The sequence below is a fragment of the Pelotomaculum propionicicum genome, from assembly GCF_004369225.1.
In the GTDB taxonomy this organism is placed as follows: Bacteria; Bacillota; Desulfotomaculia; order Desulfotomaculales; family Pelotomaculaceae; genus Pelotomaculum_B; species Pelotomaculum_B propionicicum.
Map to the genome: position 1 here is coordinate 16,449 of NZ_QFFZ01000003.1, position 13,862 is coordinate 30,310.

The 13,862-nt window shown below is 52.1% G+C and carries 11 protein-coding genes; all 11 read left to right on the forward strand.

Features of this window, described 5'->3' with window-relative positions; translation table 11 throughout:
- The first annotated feature begins 26 nt into the window (after positions 1-26).
- The 11 genes from Pmgp_RS02055 (at position 27) to Pmgp_RS02105 (ending at position 13,828) form a co-directional block, all read left to right on the forward strand.
- The gene (locus Pmgp_RS02055; protein ID WP_134212307.1) at positions 27-2,828 is read left to right on the forward strand and encodes a 1,4-alpha-glucan branching protein domain-containing protein; all 2,802 of its coding nucleotides are present in this window, start codon (positions 27-29) and stop codon (positions 2,826-2,828) included.
- A 133-nt stretch (positions 2,829-2,961) separates the two neighbouring features.
- Positions 2,962-3,861 (forward strand): quinate 5-dehydrogenase, encoded by a 900-nt coding sequence (locus Pmgp_RS02060; RefSeq protein ID WP_134212308.1) that lies wholly within the window; start codon positions 2,962-2,964, stop codon positions 3,859-3,861.
- A gap of 45 nt (positions 3,862-3,906) precedes the next feature.
- On the forward strand, positions 3,907-4,989 hold the full coding sequence (locus Pmgp_RS02065) for a uroporphyrinogen decarboxylase/cobalamine-independent methonine synthase family protein (RefSeq protein WP_134212309.1): 1,083 nt from the start codon (positions 3,907-3,909) through the stop codon (positions 4,987-4,989).
- On the forward strand, positions 4,986-5,792 hold the full coding sequence (locus tag Pmgp_RS02070; protein WP_345789117.1) for a histidinol-phosphatase HisJ family protein: 807 nt from the start codon (positions 4,986-4,988) through the stop codon (positions 5,790-5,792). Before Pmgp_RS02065 ends, Pmgp_RS02070 begins: the two co-directional genes overlap by 4 nt.
- 68 nt (positions 5,793-5,860) lie before the next feature.
- Positions 5,861-6,175, forward strand: coding sequence for a hypothetical protein (locus tag Pmgp_RS02075; protein WP_134212310.1), 315 nt, complete (start codon positions 5,861-5,863; stop codon positions 6,173-6,175).
- Between the two features lie 200 nt (positions 6,176-6,375).
- Positions 6,376-6,813, forward strand: coding sequence for a division/cell wall cluster transcriptional repressor MraZ (mraZ, locus tag Pmgp_RS02080; protein WP_134212311.1), 438 nt, complete (start codon positions 6,376-6,378; stop codon positions 6,811-6,813).
- A 188-nt stretch (positions 6,814-7,001) separates the two neighbouring features.
- Entirely contained in the window at positions 7,002-7,943 is a 942-nt protein-coding gene (rsmH, locus tag Pmgp_RS02085; RefSeq protein ID WP_134212420.1) for a 16S rRNA (cytosine(1402)-N(4))-methyltransferase RsmH, read from the forward strand.
- 65 nt (positions 7,944-8,008) lie between these two features.
- Positions 8,009-8,647: a cell division protein FtsL gene (gene ftsL2, locus Pmgp_RS02090; RefSeq protein ID WP_134212312.1), complete on the forward strand. Its 639-nt coding sequence runs from the start codon at positions 8,009-8,011 to the stop codon at positions 8,645-8,647.
- Positions 8,538-10,673 (forward strand): stage V sporulation protein D, encoded by a 2,136-nt coding sequence (locus tag Pmgp_RS02095; protein ID WP_134212313.1) that lies wholly within the window; start codon positions 8,538-8,540, stop codon positions 10,671-10,673. The genes ftsL2 and Pmgp_RS02095 overlap by 110 nt, the downstream gene beginning before the upstream one ends.
- A gap of 162 nt (positions 10,674-10,835) precedes the next feature.
- Positions 10,836-12,317 carry a UDP-N-acetylmuramoyl-L-alanyl-D-glutamate--2,6-diaminopimelate ligase gene (locus tag Pmgp_RS02100; protein ID WP_134212314.1) on the forward strand — a complete coding sequence of 494 codons (1,482 nt, stop codon included), beginning with the start codon at positions 10,836-10,838 and terminating at the stop codon, positions 12,315-12,317.
- Between the two features lie 122 nt (positions 12,318-12,439).
- Positions 12,440-13,828 (forward strand): UDP-N-acetylmuramoyl-tripeptide--D-alanyl-D-alanine ligase, encoded by a 1,389-nt coding sequence (locus Pmgp_RS02105; protein ID WP_134212315.1) that lies wholly within the window; start codon positions 12,440-12,442, stop codon positions 13,826-13,828.
- The last annotated feature ends 34 nt before the right edge of the window (positions 13,829-13,862 follow it).

Here is a 13,862-nt window from a genome sequence, read left to right on the forward strand (position 1 = left end):
TATTTTTTCCCAGGGGGGCTTTCTTTATGACCGGAGGTTATTTGGCGCTGGTGCTGCACGCGCACCTGCCGTACATCCGCCACCCTGAAGATCCGGGGATAATGGAGGAGCGATGGCTGTTCGAGGCTATAACCGAATGCTATGTTCCCCTGATCATGGCCTTTGAAAAGCTGGTCAAAGACGGTGTCAATTTCAAGATTACTCTTTCCCTATCACCGCCCCTGGTCACCATGTTGAATGATCATCTTTTACAGGAGCGCTACCTGCGCCACCTGAAAAGATTAATTTCACTGGCGGAAGCCGAGATCGCCAGAAACGAAAAAAGCCCTGCCTTCAGAAATGTGGCAGAGATGTATTTTAACCGGCTAAATGAGCTCCGCCGGTCTTTCGAAGATGATTATGAGGGCAACCTGATTTTGCCCATCCAGAGCCTGCAGGCGTTAGGGGTGCTGGAGGTGATAACCACGTGCGCCACGCACGGTTACCTGCCTTTGATTATGACGCGGGAGGCCAGGCGGTCGCAGGTGCAGCTTGCAGTAGAGCAGTACGGCCGTTTTTTTGGCAGGCTGCCGGCCGGCATCTGGCTGCCTGAGTGCGCTTACGTGCCTGGTGTGGATGAAATATTAAAGGAATTCGGGCTGAGATATTTCTTTGTTGAAACACACGGCATCAACCTGGCTAGCCCGGTTTCGCGTTACGGAGTATACGCTCCTGTTTTCTGCCGCTCCGGGGTGGCCGCTTTCGGCCGTGACCCGGAAAGCTCGCGTCAGGTCTGGGACAGGCACACAGGCTACCCGGGCAACCCTTTTTACCGGGAGTTCTACCGCGACATCGGCTATGACCTGGACTTGGATTACCTCGCTCCTTACCTGCCCGGGGGCAATATCCGCTGCGACACCGGCCTTAAGTATTTCAGGATTACAGGGCGGGGGGATTATAAAGAGCCTTACCAGCCAGATATAGCAGGGTTAAAAGCTGTTGAGGACGCGGTGGATTTCGCCGGCAAACGAGGCCAGCAGGTACGCCAGCTGGCTGAATGGATGGATCGCAAGCCAATTATTGTGGCTCCTTACGACGCTGAGCTTTTTGGGCACTGGTGGTATGAAGGTCCGATCTGGCTGGAAAATTTATGCCGGGCTGTTGACAGCGGGCGTGACGGCATTAGAATGTCCACCCCGGCTGGTTATCTTGGTGAATATGTTGAAAACCAGGTAGTGGATCTGGCCGCTTCCAGCTGGGGAGAAGGCGGTTATAACGAGGTCTGGCTTAATCCCAGCAACGATTGGATCTATAGGCACCTGCACCGTGCTGAAACAACGATGGTGGACCTGGCAGATTTGTACCCGAATGCGTCAGGGGCAGTCCGCCGCACGTTAAACCAGGCTGCGCGGGAGTTGCTCCTGGCGCAGAGCAGCGACTGGGCTTTTATCATTAAGACCGGCACCGCGGTACAGTATGCGGTACAGCGCACAAGCGAACATATCAACCATTTTAACAGCCTGACTTCCTCACTGGTGGACGGTCAGGTTAACGAGGAAGAACTGGCCAATTACGAGAGGCAGGACAGCATCTTCCCGGATATAGACTATAACATATACAGCCGCCACTACCGTTTGAGCCGCGGCAGCAGGTCACGGGGCGGCCTGGCCGGTGAGCCTTTGAAAGTATTAATGCTTTCATGGGAATTCCCGCCCAGGACGGTGGGCGGCCTGGCCCGGCATGTTTATGATCTTTCGCGGGCGCTGGCCCGCCTTGGTGAAAATGTGCACGTGGTTACCTGCCCGGCAGCCGTAGCCAGTGACTACGAGCTGGTTGAAGGCGTGCACGTGCACCGTGTCAGCCAATCCGGTCTGACTGAAACAGATTTTATGAAGTGGGTTCAACAGCTGAACAGGTCAATGGAAATCCTGGCCTGCAGCCTGATGGACCACGAGGCCTGTGACCTTATCCACGCCCATGACTGGCTGGTTGAGGAAGCCGCCACAGCCTTGAGCCGCAGTTACCGGCTGCCCCTGGTGGCAACCATACATGCCACCGAATATGGCCGCAACAGGGGTATCCACAACGATCTACAGCGCCGTATCCACAACCTGGAGGACAGGCTGGCCAATGCGGCGGCAACAGTAATATGCTGCAGCAATTACATGGCGGAAGAAATCACGGGGCTCTTTGGGGTTGCCAGGAAAAAAACGCACAGCATACCGAATGGTGTTGATCCGGCCAGTCTGGGTGTGCCCAGGCAGCTTCTGCCTGGTGAAAAAGAGGCGCGCGGCGGGGACAAGACTATACTGTTTATAGGGCGCCTGGTGCCTGAAAAAGGTGTGCAGGTGCTGCTGGAAGCCTTGCTGCACCTGCTCCCGCAGATGCCTGATGTTAAGCTGCTGGTGGGCGGGACCGGCCCCTACGAAGGTTTCTTAAAGGATAAGGCTAATAACCCACTGCTAAAAGATAAAGTGGAATTCCTGGGATTTGTCAATGAGGACCAGCGCAACCAGCATCTTAAACAATCAGATGTGGCCGTGTTTCCCAGCCTTTATGAGCCGTTTGGCATTGTCGCTTTGGAAGCCATGGCCGCTCAAATTCCAGTCATTGTTTCGGATACCGGAGGGCTAAGCGAGGTAGTCTCACACGGGATCGACGGCTATAAGGTGCCTCCCGGTAATCCGGGCCTGTTGGCTTATTACATCAGGGAGGTCCTGGTTAATCCCGGCCTGGCCCGTGACCTGACCAGGCGGGCCTGGAAGAAAGTGCTGACTGTTTATGACTGGCAGAGCATCGCCCTGGATACTCTGGACGTATACCGTGAGGCGCTGGCAGCTAAATTTTGACAGGCTGTGAGTGGAAAACTATAATTTACACAGAGAATACAGGAGTCAGGACAGAATACAGAATAAGTAATAATAAATCCTTTATTCTGTCTCCTGTCTTCTGAATTCTGAATTCTGATAATAGGGGTTTTTGATGAAACGGGTTGTAAGTGTCAGCCTGGGTTCACCCCGGCGGGATTTTGCTGCTGAAATCGAAACAAAAGTCTGCAGGTTGTCTGTCAGAAGGATTGGCACGGGAGGAGATATTAAACAGGCGGCGGGGCTGCTGAAGAGTTTTGACGGCAATGTGGACGCCCTTGGCCTGGGCGGAGTTAATTTTGCCCTGCGGGCCGGCAACAAGAGCTACACACTGTGGGACGGCATAAGGTTAGCCTCTTTGGTGCAAAAAACCCCGCTGGTTGACGGGGGCGGTATTAAAGACACGGTTGAGAGAGAATTGATTCCGTTTATCCAGTCTCAGGCCGGTTGGCCGAGGCGGGGCCAGACTGTCCTGGTCGTGTCTGCGCTCGACCGTTACGGGCTGGCGGCGGCTCTGGAAAAAGCGGGATGCCGCTTAATTATCGGAGACGCCCTTTTTGCCCTGGGGTTGCCGGCGCCATTTTACTCACTGTCGTCTTTCCGGGCCGCTGCCTGCCTGACCCTGCCTGTTTTAGGCAGGCTGCCCATAGGTTGGCTGTACCCGGTTGGAGCAAGTCAGGAGGCGACAGTACCGCGCTTTGAACGATTTTACCGCAAAGCTGACGTTATAGCGGGTGATTTTCATTTCCTGCGGCGTCACCTGCCAGGTGACCTCAGCGGTAAAAATATTATAACCAGCACTCTCACCCCGGAAGATGTACACGAACTAAAAAAGAGAGGGGTCCAGTGGCTGGCGGCGGCAGGTCCTTCTTTCCATGGCAGGTCACTCGGCGCCAACATGTTGGAGGCGGCCATAGTGGCTATTATGGGTAAAGGTACCGAAACCCGCCCGGAGCATTACCCGGAACTTTTCAGGCAAGTCGGCTGGGAGCCCCGCCTGGAAAGACTGAATTAAATAAAAATTTTACTATCTACAGAAATACTGAAAGGAGATTTTGCAATGGTTTTTGAACCGAAAGGCCTGGCTACGGGAATAGGCAGTTTACCGCATACCGGTGCTGAAGAAGCCTTGTCCGTGGTTAAAAAATATGTTCCCTGCATACCTCACTGGCCTCAGCTGCCGCAGCGCGGCAGGCAGGAGAACATCGCGGAGCAGTTCCTGAAGCCCCTGGTAAATATAGGCCTGCTGGTTGATGACGGGGACAGGGTTTATTTTGACACAACCCGCCCGGACTGGGCGGATAACCTGACTGCATTCTATTCTCTGTATCTGGCCTATGAGGATGGTGACCTCACGGTGCTGGACCAGTTTGCCTTTGAGGAAGACTCAGCGGCCGGGTTTTATGCCTTTATGGAAGACCTGAAAAAAGGCGCCGGAAGCGCGCGAGTTTTAAAAGGACAGGTTGTAGGGCCTCTGACTGCGGCCTTTCAGCTGAAAGACGAGCGGGGACGTTTTGCCTATTACAATGATCAGCTGCGGGACCTGATTGTGAAAACCATCGCCCTGCACTCGGTCTGGCAGGTCATACAGTTAAAGAAGTTTGGTCTGCCGGTACTCATTTTTATTGATGAGCCCTCGATCCGGGTTTATGGCAAGTCCAGTTATATCACTGTAACCAAGGAAGCCATTAAAGAAGACCTGGAAGCTGTGTTTCAGGCGGTACACTCCGCGGGCGCCCTGGCAGGCGTGCACTGCTGTGACGCTATTGACTGGTCGATACTTTTTGAGTCAAGTGTGGAAGTGGTCAATTTTGACGCTTACAACTACTTCAGCTCCATTGTTCCCTTTATAGCCTCTTTAAAAGAGTTTTTGAAAAGGGGCGGCCTTTTAGCCTGGGGTGTGGTCCCCACTCTGGATGACCTGGTTCTGGATGAGGACGGGGCTTCCCTGCTGGCAATTCTTGACCGTGAGTGGAAGGAACTGACCAGGCGGGGTGTTTCCCGCAAGCTTTTGTACAGAAACTGCATTATTGCGCCGGCCTGCGGGACGGGACTGCTTGACGCGGAACTGGCTGAGAAGATTTATGCTCTTGCCAGCTCTGTTTCTGAGAAACTGCGCTCCCGTGAGGGTAAGGAATCTTGATCCCGGTTGATAATCACCTGCACACTAAATTATGCGGCCACGCATCCGGCGAGATTGAGGAATACATTGACGCCGCTGAGCGGAAAGGCATCCGGGAAGTTGGTTTTTCGGACCACCTGCCTTTGTATTGGCTGCCTCCCGGCAAAAAGATTATGAATTATGCCATGGATGAAAATGACCTGCCGCGCTATGCAGAAAGGGTCAGACAGGTTGGCAGCAATTCGCCGGTCAGTGTGAAACTGGGGATCGAGGCTGATTTTGTCCCCGGCTATGAAAAAACATTGGAAAATATACTGTCCCCATATCCTTTTGATTTCGTCATGGGTTCAGTTCATTTTATTGACGGGTGGGGTTTTGACAACCCGGACGAGATGGGGGAGTATGCCCGGAGAGACATCGACGAGGTTTATGAGCGGTATTTTACTCTTTTAAGACAGGCCGCCCTGAGCGGGTATTTTGATATAATGGCCCACCCGGATTTGGTAAAGAAGTTCGGCTTCCGCCCAGTCAGGGACCTAAGCTCTCTTTATGAGGACACAGCGCGTGTGTTTAAGCAGGCAGGCGTTTGTGTAGAGGTAAATACAGCGGGGCTCAGGTACCCGGCCCGAGAGATTTATCCGTCCGCCAGGCTGCTGGAAGTCTTTTTCAGATATGGCCTTCCTGTCAGCATAGGTTCCGACGCTCACCACCCCCGGCAGGTGGGGAACGGTTTGGAGGAAGCAGTCGGGCTGGTTAAAAAAATTGGTTACCGGGAAATTGCCACATTTACCGGCAGGAAGATTAAATTTGTAAAAATTTACTAGTACCGGCAGGAATTATTTTACATTTACAGAACAGTATATGTAAATAATTGGTACTGCGGGGTGTTTTTATGGACTATATCAGCCTGGGACTGGTATTTATTTCATCTGCCGTTTTCATAATTACTTTCTTCCTTGCAGCCGGCCGCTCAGGCCTCTGGCTTTCTGAAAAAAGAGCCTTTAATTCCAAAAAGGATTACGGGACTGCCGGAGATAAGAACGCCATAGTGGTGCATCTGCCCCAGGGACTCCGCCTGCCGGCGGACTATACCCTGGATTTAAAAGTATCCCTGCGCAGGGATGAAAAAGAAAAAACAGTGATCAAGCAGGAGACCACGCAAGACGTTGTCAAAAAAAACCGTCACAGGCTTGACGAGTATCTGTAAAACAGTGCCCGGGCAACGAGTTTAATAGAGTGGGGATAAAATAGAGAGATGTTATGTCTCTCTTTTTTATTTCTTTAAAAAAAAAAATTTAAAATCTTTAATTTTTTTCTAAATTCCATAGGAATTTCAGCCGATTTATAGTATAGTGGTGGAAAGTGGTTTTTTGTGGTGGATAGTTCATAGCTGGAGCTGTTCCTGACATGTTCATGGGTGAATACCAGCACAATATTGACCCCAAAGGGAGACTTTTTATACCTGCCCGCTTCCGAGAAGGCCTGGGGGACTCTTTTGTAATTACAAAGGGTCTTGACGGCTGTCTTTTTGCATACCCGCAGCCCGAATGGGACGCGCTTGAGCAAAAGCTGAAGTCCTTGCCCTTTACAAAGGGTGACGCCCGGGCCTTTGTTCGGTTTTTTTTCTCAGGTGCGGCTATATGTGAAGCCGATAAACAGGGAAGAATATTAATACCGGGCAACTTGAGAGAATTTGCCCATCTGGAAAAGGATGTGGTTGTTATCGGTGTCTCCTCCAGGGTAGAGATATGGGCGAAGAGACAGTGGGATGAGTACAATGCCAGGGCGGCCGAATCCTATGAGGAAATAGCGGAAAAAATCGTTGATTTCGATCTTGGAATATAAGTGCTGCGTTAATAAAAGATAAAACAATTTGACAGGATTTACAGGATTATTAAGGATTAACAGGATTTTAAGAAATTAAATTGAATTATTAACAGTTTAAGGACAGTATAATTATAAACAGGGATTCTTAATAGACTATAAAAGATGTGCTTTCAAAACGGAAAATTAAACTAGTGAGGTCGGTTTTCATAGAATACTATCACCAGCCTGTTATGCCTGATGAAGTACTGGAAAACCTAAAGGTTAAACCTGGCGGCGTCTTTGTGGACTGCACTCTGGGCGGCGCCGGCCATAGTGAAGTGATTTTAAAAAAATTGGGTGATGAACCCGGCGGGCGCCTGGTAGCTCTGGATCAGGATCAGGCAGCTATCAGTGCCGCCAGAGAAAGGCTGGCCCCTTTTGGGGACAGGGCGGTGCTGGTCCAGGCCAACTTTGTTAAACTTGTGGAAATTCTCACCGGCATGGAATTGCAAGCGGTGGACGGGATACTGTTTGATTTGGGGGTTTCTTCCTACCAGCTGGACAATCCCGCCAGGGGATTCAGCTACCAGTTTGACGCGCCTCTTGATATGAGAATGGACACGGGGCAGCCAGTCACCGCCAGGGAGCTTGTCAACAACCTGCCTGTGGCGGAACTGGCCAGGATCATCAAGGAATACGGGGAAGAACGCTGGTCTGCCAGAATTGCCAGTTTTATCGGTCAGGAAAGACAAGCAAACCCTATAGAAACTACAGGCCAGCTGGTGAAAATTATTAAAAAGGCTGTTCCCGCTCCCGCCAGGCGGGAGGGGCCGCACCCGGCCAGAAGGACTTTTCAGGCGCTGCGCATAGCTGTGAACAGGGAACTGGAGATCCTGGAGGAAGCAGTTCTTGCCGCGGTAAAAGTTTTAAAACCGGGTGGACGAATATGTGTGATAACTTTTCACTCACTGGAAGACAGGATCATCAAAGACCTGTTCCGGCGGCTGGCTTCACCTTGTACCTGTCCGAGGGATTTTCCAGTTTGTGTTTGTGCGGGGGTTAAGACTTTAAAAATTGTAACCGTTAAACCGGTTACGGCTTCACTGGCAGAGTTGGCAAGAAACCCCCGGGCAAGAAGCGCAAAGCTGCGGGTGGCTGAAAAAATATGATGACCTAAAGTCATGGCATATCCTTCCTGTTTAACGGTTCTATTCCGTACGGAGGTAGAATAATATTGATAGTAGCTCAGGATAAGACAGGCTACCGCGGGTTTTCAGACATGGATCCGCGCCCCGAAAAAACCCGCAGGAGAAGGTTTGTACAAAAGAGTCCGGTACCTGCGTTATCCGGACTTGTTCTGGTGTGCTTTTTAGTGGGCGTGCTGATAACCTATTACTTTTCCCAGGTGCTGACTTTAGGTTACCAGATTACCAAACTGGAAAAGGAACTCACCCTTCTGCGCGTGGAAAACAACAGTCTTGATGAGGAAATTCACAAGCTGAGCTCGCTGGAAAGGGTTGAGTACCTGGCTGTAAACAAACTGGGGATGGTAAAACCAGCAAACAACAACATTATGGTTTTAGCAGTGGCCGGCAGGCCGCAGACAGTTGACGCTGCCTCAGTCAACACTCAGGTTGCCGATAATTCCTCTGCCGGACCGGAAAAGAACCGTCTTATCAGAGCCTTCACCGAATTAGTTGGCCGACTGGAGAATTCTATGCGGCTGGGACTCGCTCCCGTTAATGAATTCGTAGAGGGAAAAAATGCAGACAACAACCATTTTGATCCGGAAAAGAATAACCTGGGTTTTTCTGCTTACAGCGCTGGCTCTGATCGGGCTGATTTTTCGTCTGGCCTGGCTGCAGCTTGTTGAAGGAGACCGGTTAAGGGAGGAAGCCCTGGAAGTCCGGATGAAGGATGTGCCGGTTGAGGCCAAGCGGGGAGCAATCTTAGACCGCAACGGCAACGAACTGGTGACAAGTGTCAGTGTTGATTCAGCCTACGCCTTTCCGCCTCAGGTAACTAATAAGCGCGAAGCTGCAGACAAAATAGCCGCGGCGCTGGGTGAGGATAAGGAGGAAATATATAAAAAGTTAAACCAAGAAGTAGGTTTTGTCTGGCTGAAAAGAAGAATAGACTACGACTCTGCCCAGAGGTTGAAAGCTCTGAAACTGGAGGGGGTGGAACTGGTGGAAGAAAACAGGCGTTTCTACCGTCAGGAAAGCCTTGCCGCGCATGTCCTGGGTTTCGCCGGTGATGACAACCAGGGGCTGATTGGTGTAGAAAGTGTTTATGACAAGGAATTAAGAGGTGTTCCCGGACGGATAGTCATTGAAAAGGACGCTGTTGGCAGGAACATCCCGGAAGCTCTCCATAAATTTATCCCTCCAACACCCGGCCACAATCTTGTGCTGACCATAGATCAGCATATTCAGTTTTTTGCGGAGAGGGAACTGGACAAGATCGTTGATGTCCACCACCCCAAGCTGGCCGTAATTATTGTGATGAATCCCAAAACCGGTGAAATCCTCGCCATGGGCAACCGGCCCACTTTCAATCCTGGTGACTGGAGAAAACAGCCCCAGTCGGTATGGGACCACAACCCAAGCATCTGGTATAACTATGAGCCGGGATCAACTTTCAAAATTATTACAGCGGCGGCAGCTCTTGAAGAAGGGGCGGTCAGGCCGGGTGACTCTTTTTACGACCCCGGTTATATAAGGGTTGCGGACCGTACAATCAGGTGCTGGTACGACGGCGGGCACGGCTCCCAGACTTTTGAGGAAGTCGCCCAAAACTCCTGCAACCCCGGTTTCATTACAGTGGGCTTAAGGCTGGGCATTGAAAGGTTTTATAAATATATTAATGCTTTTGGTTTTGGGCAAAAAACCAACATCAGCCTGCCGGGTGAAGAGGTAGGCATAGAAATACCACAGGATGAAGCTACTGAACTTAATATAGCCACCATGTCTATAGGGCAGTCGATCGCTGTGACCCCGATCCAGCTGCTGACGGCGGCTTCGGCTGTGGCTAACGGCGGAGTCCTGTTAAAACCGTTCCTGGTCAAGTCAATAACTGACGCGGATGGAAAGGTGATTAAAGAATTTAAACCCGAGCCGGTCCGCCAGGTTATATCTAAAAAAACCGCGCAGACCCTGATGGAGTTGCTGACCAATGTGGTGTTTAAAGGGACTGGCAGAAACGCTTTTGTAGATGGTTACGGAGCAGCGGGGAAAACAGGCACAGCCCAGGTGGTGGCGGAAACGGGCGGGTATTCTGACGGCAAGTACGTCGCCTCTTTTTGCGGTTTTGCCCCAGCGGAAGACCCGCAAATAGCCGTGCTGGTTATGGTCGCCGAACCAAGCGGCGCGGCCTATTTCGGCAGCCAGGTGGCTGCGCCGGCTTTCAAGTCTATTGCCTTGGACACCCTCAGGTATTTGAAAGTGCCGGAGAGGCCTGACCTGGAGAAGCCGCAGCTGCCTTTTGTTTATGAGGAGCCGAAGATCAAGCGGGGCATGCCCAATGTTGTGAATTACCCGCTGCAGGAAGCTCAAAATGTGCTCAATAATGCTGGATTTGTTGTCCAGACAAGGGGCGAGGGAGAAATTGTGTTTGACCAGACACCCAAAGGAGGAGCACAGGTATTTAACGGTTCGACCGTTATTCTGGAACTGCGGGCCGGCGGCACAGACCCGTCAGGAGAAATAACAGTGCCGGATCTGGCCGGCTTAACCATGAAAGAAGCGGGAAGTGTTTTAGAAAAACTGGGACTGCATCTTAACCCGCGGGGTACCGGTATAGCAGTAGGCCAACAGGAAAAGCCGGGTTCAAAAGCTGCCAGAGGTTCCACTATTACTATAGATTTCCAGCCCCCGGGGATAAAAGAATTTCTCGACTGACGCAGTAAACTGGTTTATAATTTGTAAGAAATTATTGGTCGGCCTATATTACCTTTTGAGGCTGAATGAACCACCCGGAGCTGTGGCCTGGAATACTTTGCCTAATATTGGAAATAATATGTAAGCAAGATATTATGTGCTATATATCAGGAGGATTTTGCCTTGCTTTTTGGGGAATTGCTTGAAGCGGTTGAGGTTTGTGCCACTGCCGGCGATCCGGCTGTACCGGTAAAGGGGATAGCGTATGATTCGCGCCAGGTAGAGCCGGGTTTTTTATTTGTAGCGGTAAAGGGATTTAAAGCTGACGGTCATGAATATATCAACGAGGCAATAAAAAATGGCGCCGTGGCGGTGGTCACGCAGCGTGAGGCTGACCTTCCACCCGGCCTGGCCTGGGCTCTGACGCCGGACACAAGGTTAGCCCTGGCGCTTCTTGCCGCACGCTTTTATGGTTATCCATCCTCTAAAATGAAAATGATCGGTATTACAGGTACCAACGGCAAAACCACCACCACCAACCTGGTGGCTGCCGTTTTAAGCGCCGCCGGCCAGAAGACCGGCTTAATCGGCACTATCCACAACCGTATCGGTGACAGGATCCTGCCGGTAAAACACACCACGCCGGAATCTCTTGACCTGCAAAGGCTGCTGGCTGATATGGCCGCTGAAGGTGTCGGTACCTGTATCATGGAAGTTTCTTCTCATGCCCTGGCCCTGCACAGGGTGGCAGGGTGTGAATTTGATGTCGCTGTGTTTACCAACTTCACCCAGGACCACCTGGACTTCCATGAAAATATGGAAGATTACCTGGAAACTAAGCTGGGGCTGTTTAAAAGCCTGGCCCTGCCAGGTGTGAAGAAGCAAGGAAAGTATGCGGTTGTTAATATCGATGACGCCAGGGCTGCGGAGTTTATCAGATCTGCCGGTGTCCCTGTTTATACTTACGGGATCGAAAGCCAGGCTGACGTGCGGGCGGAGGGTATTGAGGTCAGCGCCAGAGGAGTCAATTTCACCGCCCGGGGCAGGTGGGGTAGCTGCCCCTTGAAGCTAAAAATCACCGGCCTGTTTAATGTTTACAACACTCTGGCCGCTTTTGCCGTGACTGCCGCGCTTGGCATACCGGCCAATACGATCAGGGACACACTTGAAGCGACCGGGGGGGTAGCTGGACGTTTTGAGCTGGTAGACAAGGGGCAGGACTTTGCTGTCATTGTGGACTATGCTCATACCCCGGACGGGCTCGAAAATATTTTAAAAACCGCCGTCCAGATTACCAGGGGGCGCCTGATTACGGTGTTCGGCTGCGGTGGTGACCGTGACCGGACCAAAAGGCCGCTCATGGGCCAGATTGCTGCCAAATACAGTGATTTTGTGATCATCACCTCTGATAACCCGCGTACTGAGGACCCTTTAGGCATTATTGATGAAATTGAAAATGGCTTAAAGCCGGCAGCTAATGAGTGCCGCTACACTGTGGAACCTGACCGGCGCAAGGCGATCCGCGCGGCAGTAAAGGCAGCCCGCCCCGGTGATGTTGTAGTCATAGCCGGCAAAGGACACGAGGACTACCAGATTATTGGGACCCGGAAGTTCCCGTTCGACGACCGCCTCGAAGCCGCCCAGGCCCTGGAGGAACTGAAGTGAGAAGTGAGAAGTGAGAAGATGTAGGTGCGACTTCAGTCGCACAAAATGACCCGTAAGCAATACCTGAATACCCACGTCCCACTTCCCACTTCCCACTTCCCACAGCTCAATATGGAGGATGTATGATACCTATAACTTTGGGTGATATTGCCGGAGTGACCGGCGGCGTGATTTTACAGGGCGACCCGCAGGCCGTGTTTAGTGCGGTCTCAACCGATAGCAGGACGTTGAAAAAAGGGGACCTGTTTTTCGCACTGCAGGGTGAGCGCCATGACGCCCATGATTTTCTTTCTCAGGCTGCCGGCGCGGGCGCCGGCGCTTTGGTGGTGCACCGCAGGACTGAGAAATTATTACCTGATGTGCCTGTCCTGTATGTCCAGGACACGCTGGCTGCCATGCAGGCACTGGCTGCCGCCAACAGGGCCCGGAGTAAGGCTTTCCTGGTGGGAGTCACCGGAAGCACCGGCAAGACAACGACGAAGGATATTATAGCCTCGGTACTGGGAATACGCCTGCGCACCCTGAAAACCACCGGCAATTTTAATAATGAAATAGGGCTTCCTTTGACCTTATTGGAGCTTGATGACCATTATGAAGCTGCGGTAGTGGAAATGGCCATGCGGGGGCCGGGAGAAATCGACGACCTGTGCCGCCTCGCCCGGCCGGATGCCGCGGTTATCACCAATATTGGTGAAACCCACCTGGAACTGCTGGGCACAATAAGCAATATAGCAGCCGCCAAGGGGGAAATTCTTGAGCACATACCCGCGCAAGGGTTTGCTCTGTTAAACTCGGAGAGCCCTTTTATCCATAGGGAGGCTGCGCGCTGCAAGGGCAGGGTTGTTTTTTTTGGTTTAGATCAGGGCGCCGGTATTAGAGCTGAAAACATTGTTGTAGAAGGCGGCGGCAGCCGTTTTGACGCGACAGACGGCAGTTGGAGATATAATTTCACCCTGCCGGCGCCGGGCCGGCATAATGTAATGAATGCCCTCGCTGCAGTCGGTGTAGGCAGGGAAATGGGGCTTGCAGACGAGGAGATCGCCTCAGGCCTTGCAGCGGCAGCTTTAACAGGTATGCGCCTGGAAATTATTGAAGCGGGCCGGCTGAAGATTATCAACGATGCTTATAATGCCAGCCCTGCATCGGTTAAGGCCGCCCTGCAGACTCTGATTGAACTGGCTGGCGGCAGGCGGACAGTGGCTGTGCTGGGAAATATGCTGGAATTAGGGCCGCGGGCCACAGCGGGCCACAGGGAAGTAGGGCAAACAGCAGCCGGTCTCAGGCTGGACTACCTTGTGACAGTGGGCGACCTGGCCGCTGACGTGGCCAACGGGGCCGCCGGCGCCGGTCTTGCAGCGGCAAGGGTTTTTCATTGTGATGACAACCCTGGGGCGATCAGGGTTTTAAATGACCTGCTGCGGGACGGGGACGTGGTTTTGGTCAAGGGGTCCAGGGGGATGAAAATGGAACAAATCGTCCAGCACCTGGTAAATTCACGGGGGTGTTGCTGAAAAACGCACCACAGGATACGTTTGTTGCGCCGTG

Coding starts and splice junctions, on each gene's coding strand:
- Pmgp_RS02055 (WP_134212307.1), top strand. CDS start 27: ATGACCGGAGGTTATTTGGCGCTGGTGCTGCACGCGCACCTGCCGTAC.
- Pmgp_RS02060 (WP_134212308.1), top strand. CDS start 2,962: ATGAAACGGGTTGTAAGTGTCAGCCTGGGTTCACCCCGGCGGGATTTT.
- Pmgp_RS02065 (WP_134212309.1), top strand. CDS start 3,907: ATGGTTTTTGAACCGAAAGGCCTGGCTACGGGAATAGGCAGTTTACCG.
- Pmgp_RS02075 (WP_134212310.1), top strand. CDS start 5,861: ATGGACTATATCAGCCTGGGACTGGTATTTATTTCATCTGCCGTTTTC.
- mraZ (WP_134212311.1), top strand. CDS start 6,376: ATGTTCATGGGTGAATACCAGCACAATATTGACCCCAAAGGGAGACTT.
- Pmgp_RS02095 (WP_134212313.1), top strand. CDS start 8,538: ATGCAGACAACAACCATTTTGATCCGGAAAAGAATAACCTGGGTTTTT.
- Pmgp_RS02105 (WP_134212315.1), top strand. CDS start 12,440: ATGATACCTATAACTTTGGGTGATATTGCCGGAGTGACCGGCGGCGTG.